This is a genomic window from Comamonas sp. w2-DMI (assembly GCF_040187735.1).
Classification (GTDB): Bacteria; Pseudomonadota; Gammaproteobacteria; order Burkholderiales; family Burkholderiaceae_C; genus Comamonas; species Comamonas terrae.
Genome location: NZ_JBANEL010000020.1, coordinates 94,067 through 113,956, shown reverse-complemented (window position 1 = coordinate 113,956; position 19,890 = coordinate 94,067). Strand labels below are relative to the sequence as shown.

Sequence of the window (19,890 nt, the reverse complement as noted above, 5' to 3'; positions counted from 1 at the left end):
GTACGGCACGCTCGCGCACCTCGGGCGAGAACTTGTTTGACTTGGTCATAGCTCCATCTTCTCAAGTGTTGGAGCCTCCTCAAAACCCGGGGCGATTCAGGATGCTCGCTTTATCCGAGTTATGCCAACAGGCCAGTTGCAGCTTCCCACCCCTACACGCGACGGTGTATTGACGTTGGGCGATGAGCAAGGCCGTATCAAGGACTGGTTCAGCGCGCAAGGCAAGTCCGTGGTTTTTGTGCGCCCGGATCGCTTTGTGGCAGCAATGGCCTCGCCTCAGGAAGTATCTGCAGTCACCCGCCAGATGGCCCGTGTACTCCACGCTCCGCTGGAGGCATAAAAGATGAGCCACACCAAGATCTCGTCTGCCCGAAGAGCCTTTCTAGGCATGTCTCATTCGCCGCTTCTGGGCCTCAACCCCGTTCATGACGACGACCAGGAGGCGATCAATGGTGCCATTGCAGCAGCGCGCGCAGCAGTTCACGAGTTTGCGCCCGAACTCATCGTGCTGCTGGGACCAGACCACTACAACGGTTTCTTCAACGAACTCATGCCGCCTTTTTGCATTGGCAGCCAAGCGACGGCCGTTGGTGACTACCTGTCTCCCGCCGGACCACTGAATGTGGCCGAAGAAGAAGCAATAGCACTAGCCGACTATCTGATGGACCAGCATTTCGATATCGCGGTCTCCAGGCGCATGCAGGTAGACCATGGTTTTTCGCAAGCCCTGCAATTTCTGTGGTGTGACGAACTGCTCACACCCCCCATCATTCCCATTTTCGTGAATGCCGTGGCTCAGCCGGGGATCCCTCGCATGACACGCTGTAAAGAACTCGGTGAAGCCGTTGGTCGATTTCTGGATCAGTTGCCTCATCGCACCCTGCTGATTGGCTCCGGCGGACTATCGCACGAACCGCCCGTCCCGACGCTGGCCCATCCCGACCCCGCCGTACGTGAGCGGATCACCATCCGCTCCACCCCCACGGTACAGGAGCGCAATCTAAAAACGGAGCGTGTCAAAGCGGCGGGCATGGCACTAGCCAATGGCGATAGCTGGATGAAGCCGCTCAACCCCGCATGGGACGCGCAATGGATGGAAGCCATGGCGGCAGGGCAACTAGACGCGCTGTGCGCTATGAGCGAAGCATCCATCGGAGCCCTAGCCGGCAATTCAGCCCATGAATCCAAAACCTGGCTGGTCGCACGTGCGGCCTTGCCCACCGACGTTGCCCTGCCCTGCCCGGTCCGGACCTACCGCGCCATTCCGTCGCTGATCGCCGGCTATGGCGTGATGTTTATGCATTCTTGATCTTCACAACGTTCCCTCCATGAATACCTCCGCACAAATCCAGGTCTGGTCCGAGCGCCTACGCCTGGCTGAACAAACTGCCACACCGATCGCTCCGCTGCGTGAAGAAATAAAGGACAACGACACCGCCTATGCCGTGCAACTGGCAAATGTGCAGTACGCACAGAGCCAAGGGCGCCGCATCATCGGTCGCAAGATCGGCTTGACTTCGCTGGTGGTGCAAAAGCAGTTAGGAGTAGACCAACCAGACTTCGGCACCTTGTTTGCCGACATGGTCTACGGCGACGATGAAATCGTCCCCTTGTCTCGCACTATGCAACCCAAGGTCGAAGCCGAAATCGCCCTGGTACTGTCCAAAGACCTCGACCTCAAGGACGCTACGCTGGTCGATGTCATCAATGCCACAGCCTACGTGCTGCCGGCCATCGAAATTGTGGGCAGTCGCATCGCCGACTGGAACATCCGCTTCATCGATACCGTAGCTGACAACGCATCCAGTGGCCTGGTCGTTCTGGGAGCCGTGCCCTGCTCGCTCAATACGTTGGATCTCAAGCTCTGTGAAATGCAGATGACACGCAACGGAGAGGTTGCCTCCGCCGGCTCTGGCGCCGCCTGTCTGGGGCACCCACTCAACGCCGCCGTATGGCTGGCACGCAAGCTGGCCAGCCTTGGGCAGCCTCTTCGAGCTGGCGACTTGGTGCTTACCGGCGCCCTAGGCCCGATGGTTCCCGTCCAAGCTGGCGACCGGTTCGAAGCATGCATCAGCGGCGTAGGCCACGTCCGCGCCCAGTTCGGCCAATAAGGCTTCTACATCTACCCCAACAACAAGGAGACAAAACATGTGGAATCGTCGTAGCGTCATAACTGCAGGTATCACTTGCCTTGCCATGGGCGGCTCTGTGCCTGCGCTGTCCCAAAATTTTCCCAATCGCCCTGTGACGATGGTCGTCCCCTTCCCTGCGGGAGGGATCACCGACGCTGTGGCACGGGCTCTGGCGAGCAAGATGGGTGAGCAACTAGGCAAGCCCGTCATAGTCGATAACCGTCCAGGTGGCGGAGGACAGATTGCGGCAGCTTATGTACGCCAGCAAGCTGCTGATGGCCATACGCTTTACGTTGGGGCAACCGAGATGTTCGTCATCAACCCCACGCTATTTCGTCGCTTTTCTTACGACCCGCTCAAGGATTTCAGCCCTGTCACCTCGCTGATCGCATCTCCACTAGTGCTTGTCGTCCCAGCCAACAGCCCGCTAACCAGCGTCAAGGAACTGATCGCTCAAGCCAAGAGTCGCAATGGGGGATTGAACTACGCCTCCCAGGGGATCGGTTCGATCGGTCACCTGTTAGGTGAAACATTCCGCGGCAAGGTCGGAGGCAAGTTCAACCATGTGGCCTACAAAGGTTCCGCTCCCGCACTTCAGGATGTAATGGGCGGTCAGGTGGACTTTATGTTCGACCCCGTTATCACTACCTCCCCTATGATTGCCGGCGGAAAGCTCAAGCCCCTGGCGATTGCATCCGACAAGCGCTCACCCCAAATGCCAAGTGTTCCCACCTTGGCTGAAATGGGAGTGCCAGGCGTCAATGCGGGCGTCTGGTTCGGCGCCGTCGTGAAAGCCGGTACACCCTCACCCGTTATCGATCGCCTGAACGACGCTATACATAAGGCCATGAAAGACCCTGAGGTGGTCAAGCGCTTCGCTGATCAAGGCATGCAAGCTTTTCCCTCGACACCTGCCGAATTCGGAGACTTCATGAGAACCGAGCTCGCCAAGTGGGGACCACTGATCAAGGCCAGTGGAGCCTCGGTCGATTAAAGGGGTTACATATGCTGCAGCGTCGCACTCTTTTGCAATCAGTTTAGGCTTGAGCGGCTTATCAATCAGTGGTTTAAGCACTGCTCAAACCTTCCCCAGCAAGCCCATAACACTGGTACTACCGTTTTCTGCCGGCGGTATCAGCGATGTCATGGCCCGCGCGCTTGGCCAGTACTTGGCACAACACCTTGGCAAGCCGGTTATCGTTGATAACAAGCCTGGTGGAGGCGGGCAGATTGCTGCCAATACCGTGCTACAGCAGCCTACCGACGGACATACCGTGTACGTTGCCGGAACAGCTATGTTTGCAATCAACCAGACGCTGTTTCGCAAGTTCTCCTACGACCCAGTCAAGAGCTTTGAACCAGTCACGGCCCTAGTCAGCTCACCACTGGTACTGGTGGTCGCTGCCAACAGTCCAATTAAAAGCCTGCACGACTTGATCGCCCTGTCCAAGGCCAGCAAGCAAGGTCTCACTTTTGCTTCGCAGGGCCTGGGCTCCATCGGTCACCTACTCGGAGATCTGTTCCGCAGCAAAAGCGATTCCAGCATGTTCCATGTGGCTTACAAGGGCTCCATCCCAGCTCTGCAAGATGTGATGACCAATAGGGTCGACTTCATGTTCGACCCTATCAGCTCTACAGAAGCTCTGATCAAAGGTAAAAAACTCCGAGCGCTCGCCATTGCGGCCACTCGTCGCAGTTCGCTGCTGCCGGAGGTTCCCACGCTTGCCGAGCTAGGCATTCAGGGAATGGATGCAGGTGTCTGGTTTGGTGCAGCCGTACGCAGTGGCACGCCGACTACGGTGATCCAGACACTGAACCACGCTTTCGTTGCCGCTTTGCGGGACCCCGAGATACAGAAACGCTTTGAAAGTCAGGGCATGCAGGTGCAGCCGCAGACCCCGGGCCAATTCAAGCAGTTCATCCTGAGCGAGATTGCTCGCTGGACACCGCTGATTCAATCCAGCGGAGCCACCATAGATTGATATTTTTCGAAGGTAAACGCTATGACGCGCAAACTCAAAGCAGCCATCATCGGCAGCGGCAATATCGGCACGGATCTGATGATCAAGATCCTGCGCCATGGCAAGCACATCGAGATGGGGGCCATGGTCGGCATTGACCCCAACTCCGACGGCCTTGCCCGCGCATCTCGCATGGGCGTGGCCACCACTCACGAAGGCGTGGAAGGCCTCACGCGCATGCCCGAGTTTGCAGAGATCGATTTTGTTTTCGATGCGACCAGCGCTGGCGCACATGTGAAGAATGATGCATTTTTGCGCAGCCTCAAGCCCGGCATCCGCATGATCGACCTGACGCCAGCCGCTATCGGTCCCTATTGCATCCCCGTGGTCAACGGCGAAACGCATCTGGACGCACCGAATGTGAATATGGTCACCTGCGGCGGCCAGGCCACCATTCCCATGGTTGCAGCAGTCTCTCGCGTGGCCAAGGTGCACTACGGCGAAATCATTGCCTCGATCGCCAGCAAGAGCGCCGGCCCCGGCACCCGCGCCAACATCGACGAATTCACCGAGACCACGTCCAAGGCGATCGAGGTCGTGGGCGGGGCCACCAAGGGCAAAGCCATCATCATCATGAACCCGGCCGAGCCGCCCCTGATCATGCGCGACACGGTCTACACCCTGAGCGAGCTGGCCGACGAGGCGGCGATTGCCGAGTCGGTGGAGCGCATGGCTGCCGCTGTTCAGTCCTATGTCCCGGGCTACCGCTTGAAGCAGAAGGTGCAGTTCGACCGCCTCGATGCACCGATCCGCATCCCCGGCGTAGGCAATGCGCTCACGGGCCTGAAGACCTCAATCTTTCTGGAGGTCGAGGGTGCGGCCCACTACCTTCCCGCCTATGCAGGCAACCTGGACATCATGACCAGCGCCGGTCTGCGCACTGCGGAACACATGGCCGAACGCATGCTGGCAAATCACGCCGTTGCTGCCTGAGGAGACGACACATCATGAATCCGAACAAAAAAAATCTACATCTCCGACGTCACCCTGCGCGATGGCAGCCACGCCATTCGCCACCAGTACAGCGTGGAACAGGCCAGGCAGATTGCCCAGGCACTGGATGAGGCCAAGGTCGACTCGATTGAGGTTGCCCATGGCGACGGCCTGCAAGGCTCCAGTTTCAACTACGGTTTTGGCGCACATACCGATCTCGAATGGATTGAGGCCGTGGCCAGCGTGGTCAAGCACGCCAAGATCACCACCTTGCTGCTGCCAGGCATCGGTACCGTCCATGACCTCAAGGCGGCCTACGAAGCCGGTGTGCGTGTGGTACGTGTGGCGACACACTGTACCGAAGCAGACGTGTCCAGACAGCATATTGAATATGCGCGCCATCTGGGGATGGAAGCCGTGGGCTTCTTGATGATGAGCCATATGCAAACGCCTCAAGGTCTGGCCCAACAGGCCAAGCTGATGGAAAGCTATGGCGCGACCTGCTGCTATGTCGTGGATTCGGGCGGAGCCCTGGGCATGAACGATGTGCGCGACCGCTTCAGGGCCTTCAAGGACATTCTGAAGCCCGAGACCCAGACCGGCATGCACGCCCACCACAACCTGAGCCTGGGCGTGGCCAACTCCATCGTGGCGGTGGAAGAAGGCTGCGACCGCGTGGATGCCAGCCTGGCAGGTATGGGAGCCGGCGCGGGCAATGCGCCATTGGAGGTCTTCATCGCGGCAGCCGAGCGCCTGGGCTGGAACCACGGCACCGACCTCTACAAGCTCATGGATGCCGCCGACGACATCGTGCGCCCGTTGCAGGACCGCCCGGTGCGCGTGGACCGCGAGACGCTGGCTCTGGGCTATGCCGGGGTTTACAGCTCTTTCCTGCGTCACTCCGAAGCCGCAGCAGCCAAGTACGGACTCAAAGCCGTGGACATTCTGGTGGAGCTGGGTAAGCGCCGCATGGTCGGAGGTCAGGAAGACATGATCGTGGACGTTGCACTAGATCTGTTGCACCAAAAGGCCGCCCATTCTTGAATTTTTCACCTTTGCTGTTCTTCTACTCGAAATGTCAGCTCCATCCAAATAGCTTATGAACACCCCTTTTACAGAGCAATCCACTAGTCACTTCGTCACAATCACCGAAGACAACAAGCCTCTACAACTGCACTACAACGACGTCGGAACAGGCAGCGAAGTAGTGGTCATGCTGCACGGCTCTGGCCCAGGTGCAAGTGGTTGGTCCAATTTTCATCGCAATATCGAACCACTAGTGAATGCAGGCTACCGCGTCATCCTCCTGGATTGCCCTGGCTGGAACAAGAGCGATTCCATCGTTAGCACTGGTTCTCGTTCGGATCTAAATGCACGCTGCCTCAAAGGCGTATTGGACGCTCTTGGTGTCGCAAAGGTGCACATCATCGGCAACTCCATGGGAGGTCACAGCGCCGTCGGCTTCGCCCTCGCCAACCCCGAGATGGTAGGCAAGCTCATCCTGATGGGAGGTGGGACTGGCGGCCCGAGCGCCATCGTCCCCATGCCCGCCGAAGGCATCAAGCTCATCGGTGCGCTGTACCGCGACCCTACGGTAGAAAACCTGAAGCGCATGATGAACGTGTTTGTCTATGACACCAGCAACCTAACGGAAGAATTGTTCCAGCAACGGCTGACCAATATATTGGCCCGCCGCGATCATCTCGAAAATTTCGTCAAGAGCGCCCAGATCAATCCCAAGCAATTCAGCGACTACGGCTCTCGCCTGCACGAGATTACCGCCAAGACCCTGATCATTTGGGGCCGCGATGACCGCTTTGTGCCGTTAGACATAGGCTTGCGCTTGCTCTGGGGCATTCCCAACTCTGAGTTCCACGTATTCAGCCAGTGCGGCCATTGGGCGCAGTGGGAGCACGCCGAAGTCTTTAACAAAATGGTCCAAGACTTCCTTGCACGCTGATAAAGCGGAACTAGTCACCGAAAGTTGGAACTTGATAACCACGGCCTTGAGTCCTTTCTCCGCAGCCTCGTTGCAAGTCTAGTATTCGTTGAGCGTGGATCGATCGGTGGCTTTTAAATCGAAATCCGAGTACTTTGACAATACCGCCTGGCAGAGTTCGTGAAGTCGCTATTCCGCGGCATACACGGATTGGATGAAGTCGTCGTGTACGCGCTTGGCTTCAAGGTCCACATGATGGGCTGCTGCCGGTTTCAAAGACACCTTGTTAAGGTGGAAGATGAAACCGGCAGTAGCCCATCAGCAGTCATTGGCATCTTAAAATTGAGCGACTGCAGACAGCCTTGTAGCTGACCCCAACACCTTCGTTGAAAACACCGCTTCACCCAAATAAAAAGCGCTCCTTGGAGCGCTTTTTCCATATCCACACCACAGCGCCTCAATTGGGCAACTGTTCCTCCCCCATCGCCACCTGCAGATGCAGGATGGTGAAGTACAGCGTCACATCGCCCTGCTTGTCGACGAAGGTGCCCAGCGCGCGCTGCAGGCGGGCGGCGATGCACAGGCATTCCGTGGCTTCGGGGCGGCCGCCCTGGATGCGGGGGGTGGTCAGCAGGGCAAGATGGTGCTCGCGGCCGAAGTCGTGCACGACTTCCAGGGCTTGGCCGTGCTGCCGGGGAATCGCCTCGTTGGCCCAGCTCCACAGAAAGCTGCCTTCGCTGTCGCTGGTGGTGCCGACCAGGCACACGGTGGCCACGACTTCGTGCAGCGGGCCTTCGAACACCAGGGTGGCGCTGTCCAGGTCCCAGCGGTAGGCGGGAGAGCCTTGCAGGCCGAACTGGCGCGGCCATTCGGCGTTGCGCTGCATCATGGTTTCGACGGCCTCGCGGCTCCAGGCGGCCCAGTCGGTGGCCGTGCCGCAAGCGGCGCCAGGGGCGGTATTGTCGGCGGAAGGGGTTTCGCTCATTCGCTGTCCAGTTTCTCGAATGGACCAGATTGTCGGCCAATTCAGGCCTGGCTTTCCCCCTGGAGAAACGGCAACACCTGCTCCAGCAGCAGCGCGGGCGCCTCCTCGGCAATGTAATGGCCGCAGGGCAAGGGCCGGCCGCGCACGTCGTCGGCCAGTTTCTGCCATTCCTCGAGCGGCTCGAAGCAGCGGTGCACCACGCCCTGCTCTCCCCATAGCGCGAGCACCGGCATCAGCAGCTTTCGGCCGGCGGCGCGGTCCTCGCGCTCATGCTGCAGGTCGATACCGGCCGAGGCGCGGTAGTCCTCGCAGATGCCGTGCGCGGCGCCGGGCAGCGCCAGGCAGCGCATGTATTCGGCCAGGGCCCGCGCATCGAACGGCGCCAGGCCCGCGCTGCGCCGGCCCATCACGTCGCGCACATAGGCGGCAGGGTCGGCCGCTATCAGCCGCTCGGGCAGCGGCTGCGGCTGGATCAGGAAGAACCAGTGCCAGTAGGCGGTGGCGAAATCCTGGCTGGTCTGCTCGTACATGGCCAGCGTGGGCGCCACGTCCAGCAGGACAAGGCGCCGCACGGCGTCCGGATGGTCCATGGCCAGCCGGTGCGCCACGCGCGCGCCGCGGTCGTGGGCCAGCACGCTGAACTTGCGGTGGCCCAGCGTCTGCATCAGCGTCAGCAGGTCCTGCGCCATGGTGCGCTTGCTATAGTTGGCGTGGTCGGCATCGCCCTGCGGCTTGCTGGAATCGCCGTAGCCGCGCAGATCGGCCAGCACCAGCGTGAAATGCCTGGCCAATCGGGGCGCCACCTTGTGCCAGATGGCATGGGTTTGCGGATGGCCGTGCACCAGCAGCAGCGGCGGGCCTTCGCCGCCCGTGCGCACGTGCAGCGCCGCATCGGCGGCCACGGCGATGCGGGAAGTGGAAAAGCCGGGAAACAGATCTTCATCCATGGTCGTGCGTGATTCTCCTGCGTAAACGGCCGACGGCCGGCATGCCCGAGCCTGCGGCATCCATCATAGAAGTGCGCCGGATACACATAATTCGCCAGTTTTTATTTCATTCTTCAGTTGAGCTGAAGAATCAGCCATATCCGGGGGACTTATGGACGGCTATTCCGATCTGCGCTTCTTCCAGCAACTGATACAGGCCGGCAGCCTGGCCGCCACGGCCCAGGAGCAAGGCCTGTCCCCGCCCGCGGTCAGCAGGCGTTTGAGCCTGCTGGAGCAGCGGCTGGGGGTGCGCCTGCTGCAGCGCACCACGCGCCGCATGCGGCTCACGCCCGAGGGCGAGACCTATCTGCTCGAAGGTACGCGCCTGCTGCAGGCGCTCGATGCGCTGGAGCGCGAAGTCTCCGGTGCGCGCAGCACACCGCGCGGGCTGCTGCGCCTGGCCTGCACGCTGGGCTTCGGCCGCAAGCGGCTGGCGCCGGCACTCTCGGCCTTTGCGCGCGAGTATCCGGAGATCGAAGTCCGGCTGCACCTGACCGAGCGTCCCGTCCATCTGGTGGAACAGGGTTTTGACGCCATGGTCTGCTTTGGCGATCCGCCCGACTCGCGGCTCACCGCCCGGCGGCTGCTGCGCAACCGGCGCGTGCTGTGCGCGGCCCCCGCCTACCTGCAGCGCCACGGCCGGCCGCGCGGCCCCGCCGAGCTGGGCACCCACCGCTGCATCGTGCTGCGCGAGGCCGACGAGCGCTACGGCACCTGGCATCTGCAGCGGGACGGGCAGACGCATAGCGTCAAAGTCGCGGGCCCCATGAGCACCAACGACGGCGAAACCGCCCTGCTCTGGGCGCTGGACGGCCACGGCATTCTGCAGCGCTCGCTATGGGACGTGGCGCCGCTGCTGGCAGGCGGGCAGCTGCAGCAGGTGCTGCCGGACTGGCAGCTGCCGGGCGCCGACATCTATCTGCTGCATGCCACGCAAAGCGAGCTGTCGGCGCGCATCCGGGCGCTGTCGGAATTTCTGCAGGCCTGGTTCGGCCGCGGCGAAAAACACTGCGGCGCCTGAACTGCCCCTGCCGCCAGCTGCTACGGCTGCGGCCTTGTCTGCGCCATCTGCGCCAGCAGCCAGTCGCACAGCTGCCGCGCCGCACTGTCCCCGGCCCAGGGCTGGCGGGCCAGCAGGCAGTATTGCGAGCCATCGGCCGCAAAGCCCAGCGGCGCGGCCAGCCGGCCGGCCTGCACATCGTCCTGCACCAGCAGCTGCGGCCCCATGGCCACGCCCAGGCCGGCCGCGGCGGCCTGCAGGCTCAGGTAGAAATGCTCGAGCATCAGACTGCCGGCTGCCGGCGCAAGCCAGGCCTGGGCTTTCTGCTGTTTTGACCAATCACTCCAGGCATGGGGCCGCGTCTTGCTGTGCAGCAGCGGCGCATCGGCGCGCAGCCGGTAGCGGCCCTGCCCGTCGCCTTCAAAGAACCGGGCCAGCTGGTCCGGCTGGCAGACCGGCCCCAGGCGCTCGGCGCACAGCGGCACGGCATGGGTGGTGCGGCCCCAGTCGAAGTCGTTGCGGCGAATGGCCAGGTCCAGCCCCGCGCCCCAGTCCACGGGGCCGCCGCCGGCCACCAGATGCACCTTGTGCTGCGGATGGCGGGCCTGGAAGTCGCCCCAGCGCGGAATCAGCCAGCGCATCAGCAAGGTGGGCTCGCACGACAGCAGCAGCGGCCGCTGGGACGCGCGCCGGCGCACGGCCTCGGCCGCCTCGGACATGCGGGCCAGGCCCGCGTGCACGCCGTCGAACAGCACGCGGCCGTGGTCGTTGAGGTAGACGCGGCGGCTCCTGCGCTCGAACAGCGGCACGCCCAGTTCGTCCTCCACCGTCCGCACGGCCCGGCTCACGGCGCCATGGGTGAGGTGCAGCTCGTCGGCCGCGCGGCTGAAACTCTCCAGCCGCGCCGCGGCCTCGAAGCAGCGCAGCGCCACCAGCGACGGCAGGCGCCGCGCGTCCGGCGCATCGCCATATTGTGATTCCAGCTCACTTTTTTCTTGAGAAATCATCGTTATTCAAACAGCGGTGTTATGCCTAGAGTTCTTTCCTATCAAGCGCTGCAGCCATTCCCTCTTCAGAAAAGGCCAGCAGATATTGTGAACCCAGATCACTTTTTCCATGCATACCTGGCCCACCGTCATTCTTGTCACCACCCTGGCCGTCATCAGCCCCGGCGCGGATTTCGCCATGGTCACGCGCACCAGCCTCATGGTCTCGCGCCGCGCGGGCCTGCTCGTGGCCCTTGGCATAGGCTGCGGCGTGCTCGTGCATGTGGGATACACGCTGCTGGGCCTGGGCGTGCTGCTGCACCGGCTGCCCTGGCTGTTTTCGGCACTCAAGTGGCTGGGTGCCGGCTATCTGGTCTGGCTGGGCCTTGCGCTATGGCGCCAGGCCGGCGCTGCCGCCCATGCAGATGCAGTTGCGAACGCAGCCGCGCCAGCGCCCGGGCTTGCCGCCCGGCATTGGCGCCGCGGGTTCCTGACCAATGCGCTCAATCCCAAGACGGCGTTGTTCATCCTCAGCCTGTTCACGCAGGTGACCGGGCCCGAGGTGGCCGTGGCCACGCAGCTGGCACAGGGCCTGTTCATCGCCATCGCCCATGTGCTGTGGTTTGCGCTCGTGGCCTGGTGCTTTTCCGCACCCACGCTGCAGACCCGGGTGCAGGCCATCCGCCCGTGGATAGACAAAAGCCTGGGCGGCGTGCTCATGGGCCTGGGCATGCTGCTGATCGGCACGGCACTGCCGCAGTGACGGTGGCGAAATCCTCAAAAACCATAGCTTCCAGCGCTTTCCAGAAGTGCGCCAGAGGCCATTTTCATGCCTCATGGCCTTGCATCAGCGGCAGCATCTGCAACGCAGACGACAGCTTTGCTCCGGCCGGCCATGCCATGCTCTGGCCGGATTCCATCAATACAGGAGACAGGCATGAGCCAGGCGCGCTACCCCTTTCCGGACTTGAACACCCTGCCCCAGGACATCAGGGAACGCATCCAGCAGGTGCAGGAGAAATCGGGCTTCATCCCCAATGTGTTCCTGGCCTTTGCGCGCCGCCCGGCCGAATGGCGCGCCTTCTTTGCCTACCACGACGCGCTGATGCTCAAGGAGGAAGGCAGCCTGACCAAGGGCGAGCGCGAGATGATCGTCACCGCCACCAGCGCCGCCAACCAGTGCCTGTACTGCGTGGTGGCCCACGGCGCCATCCTGCGTATCTACGAGAAAAAGCCGCTGATCGCCGACCAGGTGGCGGTCAACTACCGCAAGGCCGACATCAGCCCGCGCGAACGCGCCATGCTGGACTTTGCGATGAAGGTCTGCCAGCACAGCCAGGAGATCACGGATGCGGACTTCGAGGCCCTGTACCCCCATGGATTCGACGACGAGGACATCTGGGACATCGCGGCCATCACCGCTTTCTTCGGCCTGTCCAACCGCATGGCCAGCTTCGCGGGCATGCAGCCCAACCCCGAGTTCTACCTGATGGGCCGCGTGCCGCGCGAGAAGAAATAGCAGGCTGTCAGGCCGGAGCGGTGCTCCGCGCCAGTTCCCGGCACAGTTCGCCGATCTGCCCCACGGCCCCGAGCAGCCGGGGCGTGGGCTCGTTGGCACAGTTCAGGCGCAGGTGGCTGGGCAGGTCGGCCTGCGGCGAGAACAGCTGGCCGGGGCTCACGCCTATGCCCAGCTCCAGCGCGCGGCGGTGCACCTCCAGCGCATTCACCTGGCGCGGCAGTTCCACCCACAGCACAAAACCCTCGCAAGGCATGGAGATGCGCGTGCCGGGCGGGAAACTGGCTTCCACCCGCGCCGTGACGGCTTGCACCGCAGCCTGGATACGGGTTTTCAGACGCCGCAGATGGCGGTCGTAATCGCCGCTGGCCAGCACCTCGCCCACGGCGGCCTCCAGCAGCGGCGCACCGGCCCAGTCCCCGGCCAGCCGTGCCTTCAGCACCTGCGCATGAAAGCGCCCCGGCGCAATCCAGCCGATGCGCCAGCCCGGCGCCAGGGTCTTGGACACCGAGCTGCAGTACAGCACGTTGCCGCTGCCGTCGAAGGCCTTGCAGGCCGGCGGACGCTGGCCCTCGCCAGCCAAGTCGCCATACACATCGTCCTCGATCAGCGGCACGCCGGCCTGCTCCAGCAGCGCCACCAGCGCGCGCTTGCGCTCCACGGACATGCTGGCGCCCAGCGGGTTCTGCACCGTGGGCGAGGCCAGCACCGCCGCAGGCCTGTGCCTTGCCAGGGCCTCGGCCAGCGCCTCGGGCAGCAGGCCTTCGCGCGGATCGGTCGCGACCTCCAGCGCCTTCAGGCCCAGGTCTTCCAGCAGCAGCAGCGTGCCGAAATAGGCTGGCCGCTCGATGGCCACCACATCGCCGGGCTGGCATACGGCGCGCAGCGCCAGCCGCACGGCCTGCGTGGCCCCGGAGGTGAGAATCAGATCGTCGGGGCCGAAGCGGCCGCCCCATTGCGCGGCCCGCGCCGCGATCTGGCCGCGCAGCTCGGCCCGACCCGGCGGCATGCTGTAGCTCTGGCCCTGGGCCTGCAGGCGCCGGCCCGCGGCCTGCAGCGCGCGCTGCAGCGTGGCCGCGGGCAACCAGGCGGGGTCGGGCAGCGCGGCGCCCAGCGGGATCAGCCGCGCATCGGCGCTGCTGAACAGCGAGCGCGCCAGGCCCGCCATGGTCACGGGCATGGGGCGCGGCGACGGGCGCGAGGGCGGCAAGGCCGCGACCGGGGCCTGCTGGCGCACAAAGTAGCCCGAGCGCGGCCGCGCGACGATCAGCCCCTGGGCTTCGAGGCTGCGCAGCGCCTCCAGCGCCGTGGGCAGGCTGACCCGTTCGCGCTCGGCCAGCTTGCGTGCAGAGATCACACGGTCGCCGGGTCGCAGCGCGCCCGAAGCCAGGGTCTGGCGCAGCATCCCGGCAATGCGCAGATAGTGGGGCAAAGAGGCGTCGAGGCTGTCCATGGGCAGGGGCGAAAGAATCTGTACAGGTGGATTTTCATTCATTCTGCCTATACAGCGGAGGCCGCCCATGCCCTATCGTCCGGACTGCAATCTACGCAAGGACTTTTTTCCAAATGCACGCCAGCAATTTCGACCTGCCCACCTATCTGCAACGCATCGGCCACACCGGCCATTCCGGCCCCGACACCGCCACGCTGCACGCCCTCATGCGCCGGCAGCTGTTCACCGTGCCCTTCGAGAACCTGGACGTCCAGGAGGGCAAGATCGTCTCGCTGGTGCCCGAGGACATTGCCGAAAAGATTCTCCGCCAGGGCCGCGGCGGCTACTGCTACGAGGTCAACGGCCTGTTCGCCATGGCGCTGCAGGCCCTGGGCATCGCCTACCGCTTTGTCGCGGCCCGGCCCATGTTCTACCCCGCCCGCCGACCCCGCACCCACATGGCCGTGATCGCCGAGGTCGAAGGCCGGCGCTGGCTGTGCGACCTGGGCTTCGGCAGCTACGGCATCCGCGCGCCGATGGACCTGGACGCCGTGGGCGTCGAGGTCGCGCAAGACTGCGACACCTTCCAGCTCACGCTGGACGAACGCGGCGAATACGTGCTCAAGGCCAGGGTGGAGGGCGAATGGGCCAACCAGTACGCCTTCGACCTGTCGCCCCAGGAATGGATCGACTTCGTTCCCGCCAACTACCTGAACTCCACCCACCCCGAAGCCATCTTCGTGCAGAAGCTGCTGGTGGTGCTGCACCACAGCACCGGCCGCGCCATCCTGCTGGACGACATGCTCAAGACGGTGACGAACGGCCAGGTCGAGAAAAGGCAGCTGGCCCGCGAAGAGATCGGCGAGGTGCTGGCCAACCTCTTCGGGCTGGCGCCGGCCGTGGCGCAGCCAGGGCGCTGACAGCCGGCTTCCGGCGCGGCCTTGCGCCTCAGCCGCCCTGCCCGTCCAGTCCGTACTTGCGGATCTTGTCGTGCAGCGTGGTCTTGGGCATGGACAAGGCCTCGGCCGTGCGGGCCAGGCTGCCGCCCTGGCGGCGCAGCGCATCGGCAATCAGCGCACGCTCGAAGGCCTCCACGGTGGCCGCCAGGGGCTTGGGGGCTTCGGACGGCTCGGTGGCGAAAGGCGGCGAGCCGGCCTCTATGCCCAGCACCGTGCGTTCGGCCACATTGCGCAGCTCGCGCACATTGCCGGGCCAGTCATAGCCCAGCAGCTGCTGTATGCGCGCCGCCGTCAGCTCGGGCACGGGCCGCTGGTGGCGCGCCGCACCCTGCAGCGCGAAGTGCTCGAACAGCAGCGGCACGTCCTCGCGCCGTTCGCGCAGCGGCGGCACCGTCAGCGTGGCCACGTTGAGCCGGTAGTAGAGATCGGCCCGGAACAGCCCCTGGCGGCTCAGCTCCAGCAGATCCACCTTGGTCGCGGCGATGACGCGGCAGTCGATGGGAATCAGCGTGTTGGAGCCCAGGCGCTCCAGCACCCGCTCCTGCAGCACGCGCAGCAGCTTGATCTGCATGGCCATGGGCATGCTCTCGATCTCGTCGAGGAACAGCGTGCCGCCGCTGGCGTGCTCGATCTTGCCGATGCGCTTCTTGCCCGCGCCCGTGAAGGCGCCGGCCTCGCTGCCGAACATCTCGCTGTCGAACAGCGTATCGGGCAGGCCGCCGCAGTTGATGGCCACGAAGTTGCCGTTGCGCCGGCTGCTGGCCTCGTGCAGGCAACGCGCCACCAGTTCCTTGCCGGCGCCGGTTTCGCCGACGATGAGCACGTCGGCCGCGCTCTGGGCCAGGCTTTGCAGGGTCTGGCGCAGGCGCTGCATATTGGGCGCGCGGCCCAGCAGCCGGTGCTCCAGGTTGCCCGCGCTTTCAAGCTGGCGGCGCAGCGAGCGCACTTCCAGCACCAGGCGCCGGCGCTCCAGCGCGCGGCGCACGGCGCCAACGAGCAGCTCGGGCGCGAACGGCTTTTCCAGAAAGTCCTGGGCGCCGTCCTTCATGGCCTGCACGGCCATGGAGACATCGCCATGCCCGGTGATGAGCACCACGGGCAACTCGGGGTCCAGCGCCATGAGTTCGCGCAGCAACGCCATGCCGTCCATTCCCGGCAGGCGGATGTCGCTGACCACCACGCCCTCATAGTCGGGCATCAGGCGCTTGCGCGCCTGCTCGGCACTGGCCACGCATTCGCAGGCAATGCCTTCGAGCTGCAGCGCCTGCTCGCAGCCCAGGGCGACATCCGGGTCGTCTTCGATGATCAGGACTTTGAGAGCGGGGTTCATGGAGCAAGGCACGCAGGCATCAGGGCAATCGGAAAAGAAACAGTGCGGCAGGGCTTGGCATCAGGGAAGGCGCCATTGCCGCTGCACGGCTGGCATCAGCCAGCCCGAGTATCCGCCAAAGCCGCGGGCGGCACCGCCGGCAGGGACAAGGTGAAGACTGCGCCGCCATCGGGGTGGTTGGCACCCTTCAGCGAGCCGCCGCAGGCCTGGACGATATCGGCCGACAGGGCCAGGCCCAGGCCCAGTCCCTGGTCCTCGGGCTTGGTGGTGAAAAACGGCTCGAACAAATGCTCTTGTGCTTCGGCGCTCAGGCCCGGGCCATGGTCGCGCACCAGTATCTGCACCTGGCCCGGCTCCTGTCCTGCCGCCTGCCGGCATTCCAGCTCCACGCAGGGCGCGGCCTGCCCGCGCATGGCATCGAGCGCATTTCCCAGCAGGTTGACCAGCACCTGCTCCACGCGGTTGGCATCGCACCAGGCGGCAAGCCGGGGCTCCCCCTTGCGCGCGATGACTGCACCAGCGCGGTCGATGCGCGCCTCCAGCACGGACAGGGCATTGTCCAGCACGTCGTTCAGCACCACGCTGGCCGGCCGGCCCTCGGACTTGCGGGCAAAGTTGCGCAGCCGCGCCGTGATGCGGCCCATGCGGTCGGCCAGATCGGCCATGCGCTGCAGATTGCCCTGGGCCACCGCCAGTTCGCCGCGCTCCAGGAAGCGCTGGCTGTTGCCGGCCAGCGTGCGCAGCGCCGCCAGCGGCTGGTTGAGTTCGTGCGCCATCTCGGTGGACAGGCGCCCGATCACGGCCAGCTTGCCGGCCTGCACCAGCTCGTCCTGCTTGGCTCGCAGCGTGGCTTCGGCCTGCACGCGCTCGGCCACTTCCTGCTGCAGGGCCTGGTTGGCGGCCGACAGGTCGGCCGTGCGCTGCGCCACCTTGCGTTCCAGCGCATCATGCGCGGCCTGCAGGGCCTCCCGGGCCGCCAGCTGCTCGCGCAAATGCCGGCGGCGCTGGTGCAACAGGGCCACCAGCAGCAGCGCCAGGGCCATGGCCGCCGTGGCCACTCCGGCACGGCTCAGCGCCAGCTGGTTGACCGGCCGCAGCGGAGACAGCACGGTCATGCGCCATGGCGTGGCCAGAAAGGAATGGAGCGGACGCGACTGGGACAGGAACAGATTGGCGGAAGCGCCGGGGGAAGCACCGGCGGCCCCGGGCCTGAACCGCACCAGGGCCGTGCCGGCGTCCAGTTCGCGCAGCACCTGCCAGTCCAGCGGCTGCAGGGCGCGCCGGTTGTACTTCTGGGAATTCTCGAGCTGCTGGCGCGTGGCCTCGTCCAGCGGCTGCAGCGTGGTGAACTTCCATTCGGGCCGGTTGCTGAGGATGAGCACGCCGTTCTCGTCGCTGACCAGCACCGGCGACTCCACGGCCGCCCAGGACTGCTCCAGCTGCTCCAGGCCCACCTTGACCACCGCCACGCCCAGCACCCCGCCCCGGTCATGGACGGAGCCCAGCGTGCTGGTGAGGTAGTAGCCGGGCTCGCCGCGCGTGGTGCCTATGCCGAAATAGCGCCCGCTGCCCACGCGCAGGGCCTCGCGGTAATAGGGACGGAAGCTCAGGTCCTCGCCGAGGAAGCTGTCGGCGCGCCGCCAGTTGCTGGCGGCCTTGACCTTGCCGCGGCTGTCCACCACGTAGACGCTGAGCGTGCCGGCGCGCTCGCTGAGCTGCTCCAGGTATTGATTCACCCGCTGCTGCAGGCCCGCATCCTCGGGGCGGTTCAGCATGGCCCGGACATCTTCGTCCAGGGCCACGATGGCGGGCAGGAAGGCGTACTTGTCGACCTCCCGCTCCAGGCTGGCCGCGTACAGGTCCATGCGGTGCTCGCCCGAGGCGCGCAGGTCCGCAATGCCTGCCCGCTGCGCCAGCCAGTACACGCCCCAGCCGCCCAGGGCGCTCAGCAGCAGCCACAGGCAGACAAGCAACAGCAAAAAAAGCGGGCGCAGCGGCCTGGCTGCGGATAGAGCGGACATGGGGTCCGCCATGGTAGCAGCGCCGGCCGCCGCACCCATGGCCGGCAATGGGACCGGGCGGGCCAAATGCCGTCAGCCCGTCAGGCGGCCAGGCGCTCCGACTCGGGCAGCGCAATGGCCGCGGCCTCGGCCTGCAGGCCGGTCTCGTCGTCGCTGTCGCCTTCCCACTTGGCCACCACGGCCGTGGCGATGGCATTGCCCAGCACATTGGTCAGCGTGCGGCCCATGTCCAGGAAATGGTCGATGCCCAGGATCAGCAAAATGCCGGCTTCCGGCAGGCCGAACATGGGCAGCACGGCAGCCACCACCACCAGTGAGGCGCGCGGCACGCCCGCGATGCCCTTGCTCGAGACCATGAGCACCAGCAGCATGGTGATCTGCGCGGTCAGGGACATCTCGATGCCGTAGGCCTGAGAGATGAAGATGGCCAGGAAGGTCGTGTAGATCATCGAGCCATCGAGGTTGAAGGAGTAGCCCAGCGGCAGCACGAAGCCCGTGATGCGCGGCTTGATGCCGAATTCCTCGAGCTGTTCCATGAGCTTGGGCAGCGTCGATTCGCTGCTGGCCGTGAAAAAGCCCACCAGCAGCGAGCCGCGAATCAGCCCCAGCAGGCGGAACACGTCGCGGCCCAGCACCAGATAGCCAGCCAGCGTCAGCAGCACCCACAGCGTGGCCAGTGCGATGTAGAAGCAGACCATGAACTTGCCGAACACGGACAGCATGCCCAGGCCGTGGGTGGCGATGGTGTCGGCCACGGCACCGAACACGCCCACAGGTGCGAAGCGCATCACGTAGTCGGTGACGCGCAGCATGACGTGGGACACCTCTTCCATCATGTCCACCAGCATGTATTTCTTCTGGTGGTTCAGATAGCCCAGCGCCAGGCCGAAGAACAGCGCGAACACCAGGATCTGCAGAACCTCGTTGGTCGCCATGGCCTCGACGATGTTCTTCGGGAAGACGTGCGTGATGAAATCCTTGAGGTTCAGCGCCGAGGTCTTCAGGCCCAGGCCGTCGGCGCTGCTGGGCAGCTCCACCTTCAGGCCATGGCCCGGCTGCAGCAGGTTGGCGTAGAACAGGCCCAGGAACAGCGAGCAGAACGACGCCGCGATGAACCAGCCCAGGGCCCGGCCGCCGACGCGGCCCACCGACTGGGCGTCGCCCATGTTGGCCAGGCCCGCCACCAGGGTGGTGAACACCAGGGGAGCGATGATCATCTTGATCATGCGCAGGAACACATCCGTCAGGATGCCGAAATAGCTGGCGATCTCCTTGGCTGCCTCGGGCGTGGCGGCAGAGGTATGCACCATGTAGCCGACGAGCACCCCCAGTGCCATTGCCAGCAGGACCATCATGGTCAGGCGATTGGATTTCATTCGTTTGGTTTTGTATGCGTTGTAGTCTTGCCGGGACAGGCTGGTTTCGTCTCGTACCAGAGCCCGTGCGGCAAAGGCGGCGCCTTCCGGTCGCCACCGCTGCCACCCGGGCTGTTTCCGCCCCGGCACTCGCAGCCGCTCGCTGCGGCCTGGACCAACCTATGCACGGAACGTGCCAGCTGGCGCATGCGGCATAAGCCTTTGATTTGCCTATGTCACGCATACTTTTGTGCATACTTTGCGACACTGGACCTCCGGATTTCCGGACGCACAC

General features: G+C 64.3%; 19 protein-coding genes. 12 read left to right on the top strand and 7 right to left on the bottom strand.

All coding sequences use genetic code 11. From position 1 onward, the window contains the following. Positions 1–55: 55 nt before the first annotated feature. Genes V8Z74_RS26305 through V8Z74_RS19220 form a run of 8 tightly spaced genes read left to right on the top strand, consistent with a single transcriptional unit; the run spans position 56 to position 7,046 of the window. A complete protein-coding gene (locus V8Z74_RS26305) occupies positions 56–340 on the top strand; it encodes a hypothetical protein (protein WP_502879583.1) in 285 nt (94 codons plus the stop codon). Positions 341–343: 3 nt separating this feature from the next. Continuing rightward, on the top strand, positions 344–1,309 hold the full coding sequence (locus tag V8Z74_RS19250; RefSeq protein ID WP_349710710.1) for a 3-carboxyethylcatechol 2,3-dioxygenase: 966 nt from the start codon (positions 344–346) through the stop codon (positions 1,307–1,309). 19 nt (positions 1,310–1,328) lie between these two features. Continuing rightward, complete coding sequence (gene mhpD / locus V8Z74_RS19245; RefSeq protein ID WP_349710709.1) at positions 1,329–2,111, top strand: 2-keto-4-pentenoate hydratase; 783 nt, start codon at positions 1,329–1,331, stop codon at positions 2,109–2,111. A gap of 37 nt (positions 2,112–2,148) precedes the next feature. Further along, positions 2,149–3,126: a Bug family tripartite tricarboxylate transporter substrate binding protein gene (locus V8Z74_RS19240; RefSeq protein ID WP_349710708.1), complete on the top strand. Its 978-nt coding sequence runs from the start codon at positions 2,149–2,151 to the stop codon at positions 3,124–3,126. A gap of 49 nt (positions 3,127–3,175) precedes the next feature. After that, the gene (locus tag V8Z74_RS19235; RefSeq protein ID WP_349710707.1) at positions 3,176–4,114 is read left to right on the top strand and encodes a Bug family tripartite tricarboxylate transporter substrate binding protein; all 939 of its coding nucleotides are present in this window, start codon (positions 3,176–3,178) and stop codon (positions 4,112–4,114) included. 21 nt (positions 4,115–4,135) lie between these two features. Continuing rightward, positions 4,136–5,086, top strand: a complete 951-nt coding sequence (locus tag V8Z74_RS19230) for an acetaldehyde dehydrogenase (acetylating) (RefSeq protein WP_349710705.1) — start codon at positions 4,136–4,138, stop codon at positions 5,084–5,086. An 18-nt stretch (positions 5,087–5,104) separates the two neighbouring features. Beyond that, a complete protein-coding gene (gene dmpG / locus V8Z74_RS19225) occupies positions 5,105–6,130 on the top strand; it encodes a 4-hydroxy-2-oxovalerate aldolase (RefSeq protein WP_349710714.1) in 1,026 nt (341 codons plus the stop codon). A gap of 55 nt (positions 6,131–6,185) precedes the next feature. Further along, a complete protein-coding gene (locus V8Z74_RS19220; protein WP_349710703.1) occupies positions 6,186–7,046 on the top strand; it encodes an alpha/beta fold hydrolase in 861 nt (286 codons plus the stop codon). A gap of 436 nt (positions 7,047–7,482) precedes the next feature. On the opposite strand, the gene V8Z74_RS19215 is transcribed toward V8Z74_RS19220, so the two are convergent. Beyond that, positions 7,483–8,010 carry a DUF6882 domain-containing protein gene (locus tag V8Z74_RS19215; protein WP_349710701.1) on the bottom strand — a complete coding sequence of 176 codons (528 nt, stop codon included), beginning with the start codon at positions 8,008–8,010 and terminating at the stop codon, positions 7,483–7,485. Between the two features lie 41 nt (positions 8,011–8,051). Continuing rightward, a complete protein-coding gene (locus V8Z74_RS19210; protein WP_349710699.1) occupies positions 8,052–8,957 on the bottom strand; it encodes an alpha/beta fold hydrolase in 906 nt (301 codons plus the stop codon). Between the two features lie 151 nt (positions 8,958–9,108). Between V8Z74_RS19210 and V8Z74_RS19205 the strand changes: the two genes are divergently transcribed. Continuing rightward, a complete protein-coding gene (locus V8Z74_RS19205) occupies positions 9,109–10,017 on the top strand; it encodes a LysR family transcriptional regulator (RefSeq protein WP_349710697.1) in 909 nt (302 codons plus the stop codon). 20 nt (positions 10,018–10,037) lie between these two features. Here V8Z74_RS19205 and V8Z74_RS19200 read toward each other — a convergent pair whose 3' ends face one another. Then, positions 10,038–11,003, bottom strand: coding sequence for a LysR substrate-binding domain-containing protein (locus V8Z74_RS19200; RefSeq protein ID WP_349710695.1), 966 nt, complete (start codon positions 11,001–11,003; stop codon positions 10,038–10,040). A gap of 109 nt (positions 11,004–11,112) precedes the next feature. On the opposite strand from V8Z74_RS19200, the gene V8Z74_RS19195 reads away from it, so the two are divergent. Together V8Z74_RS19195 and V8Z74_RS19190 are read left to right on the top strand one after the other, a co-directional pair. Beyond that, positions 11,113–11,745, top strand: a complete 633-nt coding sequence (locus V8Z74_RS19195; RefSeq protein WP_349710694.1) for a LysE family translocator — start codon at positions 11,113–11,115, stop codon at positions 11,743–11,745. A gap of 174 nt (positions 11,746–11,919) precedes the next feature. After that, positions 11,920–12,501, top strand: coding sequence for a peroxidase-related enzyme (locus V8Z74_RS19190; protein WP_066478563.1), 582 nt, complete (start codon positions 11,920–11,922; stop codon positions 12,499–12,501). A gap of 7 nt (positions 12,502–12,508) precedes the next feature. Here the strand turns inward: V8Z74_RS19190 and V8Z74_RS19185 are convergent, their stop codons facing one another. Beyond that, complete coding sequence (locus V8Z74_RS19185) at positions 12,509–13,993, bottom strand: aminotransferase-like domain-containing protein (RefSeq protein ID WP_349710692.1); 1,485 nt, start codon at positions 13,991–13,993, stop codon at positions 12,509–12,511. Positions 13,994–14,064: 71 nt separating this feature from the next. Here V8Z74_RS19185 and V8Z74_RS19180 point away from each other — a divergent pair, with 71 nt between their 5' ends. Next, positions 14,065–14,850 (top strand): arylamine N-acetyltransferase family protein, encoded by a 786-nt coding sequence (locus tag V8Z74_RS19180; protein WP_349710691.1) that lies wholly within the window; start codon positions 14,065–14,067, stop codon positions 14,848–14,850. Between the two features lie 28 nt (positions 14,851–14,878). On the opposite strand, the gene V8Z74_RS19175 is transcribed toward V8Z74_RS19180, so the two are convergent. The 3 genes from V8Z74_RS19175 to V8Z74_RS19165 all read right to left on the bottom strand — a co-directional run bounded on the left by V8Z74_RS19175 (position 14,879) and on the right by V8Z74_RS19165 (position 19,616). Beyond that, complete coding sequence (locus tag V8Z74_RS19175; RefSeq protein WP_349710690.1) at positions 14,879–16,219, bottom strand: sigma-54-dependent transcriptional regulator; 1,341 nt, start codon at positions 16,217–16,219, stop codon at positions 14,879–14,881. Positions 16,220–16,314: 95 nt separating this feature from the next. After that, entirely contained in the window at positions 16,315–18,240 is a 1,926-nt protein-coding gene (locus tag V8Z74_RS19170; protein ID WP_349710688.1) for a sensor histidine kinase, read from the bottom strand. Between the two features lie 80 nt (positions 18,241–18,320). Next, entirely contained in the window at positions 18,321–19,616 is a 1,296-nt protein-coding gene (locus V8Z74_RS19165; protein ID WP_349710686.1) for a dicarboxylate/amino acid:cation symporter, read from the bottom strand. Positions 19,617–19,890 lie beyond the last annotated feature (274 nt).

What these genes read in the sequence shown, in the direction of transcription:
- V8Z74_RS19220 (WP_349710703.1), top strand. Translation starts at nt 6,186, where the DNA reads ATGAACACCCCTTTTACAGAGCAATCCACTAGTCACTTCGTCACAATC.
- V8Z74_RS19180 (WP_349710691.1), top strand. Translation starts at nt 14,065, where the DNA reads ATGCACGCCAGCAATTTCGACCTGCCCACCTATCTGCAACGCATCGGC.
- V8Z74_RS19200 (WP_349710695.1), bottom strand. Translation starts at nt 11,003, where the DNA reads ATGATTTCTCAAGAAAAAAGTGAGCTGGAATCACAATATGGCGATGCG.
- V8Z74_RS19195 (WP_349710694.1), top strand. Translation starts at nt 11,113, where the DNA reads ATGCATACCTGGCCCACCGTCATTCTTGTCACCACCCTGGCCGTCATC.
- V8Z74_RS19230 (WP_349710705.1), top strand. Translation starts at nt 4,136, where the DNA reads ATGACGCGCAAACTCAAAGCAGCCATCATCGGCAGCGGCAATATCGGC.
- mhpD (WP_349710709.1), top strand. Translation starts at nt 1,329, where the DNA reads ATGAATACCTCCGCACAAATCCAGGTCTGGTCCGAGCGCCTACGCCTG.
- V8Z74_RS19165 (WP_349710686.1), bottom strand. Translation starts at nt 19,616, where the DNA reads ATGAAATCCAATCGCCTGACCATGATGGTCCTGCTGGCAATGGCACTG.
- V8Z74_RS19205 (WP_349710697.1), top strand. Translation starts at nt 9,109, where the DNA reads ATGGACGGCTATTCCGATCTGCGCTTCTTCCAGCAACTGATACAGGCC.
- V8Z74_RS19210 (WP_349710699.1), bottom strand. Translation starts at nt 8,957, where the DNA reads ATGGATGAAGATCTGTTTCCCGGCTTTTCCACTTCCCGCATCGCCGTG.
- V8Z74_RS19240 (WP_349710708.1), top strand. Translation starts at nt 2,149, where the DNA reads ATGTGGAATCGTCGTAGCGTCATAACTGCAGGTATCACTTGCCTTGCC.
- V8Z74_RS19250 (WP_349710710.1), top strand. Translation starts at nt 344, where the DNA reads ATGAGCCACACCAAGATCTCGTCTGCCCGAAGAGCCTTTCTAGGCATG.
- V8Z74_RS19190 (WP_066478563.1), top strand. Translation starts at nt 11,920, where the DNA reads ATGAGCCAGGCGCGCTACCCCTTTCCGGACTTGAACACCCTGCCCCAG.
- V8Z74_RS19175 (WP_349710690.1), bottom strand. Translation starts at nt 16,219, where the DNA reads ATGAACCCCGCTCTCAAAGTCCTGATCATCGAAGACGACCCGGATGTC.
- V8Z74_RS19215 (WP_349710701.1), bottom strand. Translation starts at nt 8,010, where the DNA reads ATGAGCGAAACCCCTTCCGCCGACAATACCGCCCCTGGCGCCGCTTGC.
- V8Z74_RS19185 (WP_349710692.1), bottom strand. Translation starts at nt 13,993, where the DNA reads ATGAATGAAAATCCACCTGTACAGATTCTTTCGCCCCTGCCCATGGAC.
- V8Z74_RS19170 (WP_349710688.1), bottom strand. Translation starts at nt 18,240, where the DNA reads ATGTCCGCTCTATCCGCAGCCAGGCCGCTGCGCCCGCTTTTTTTGCTG.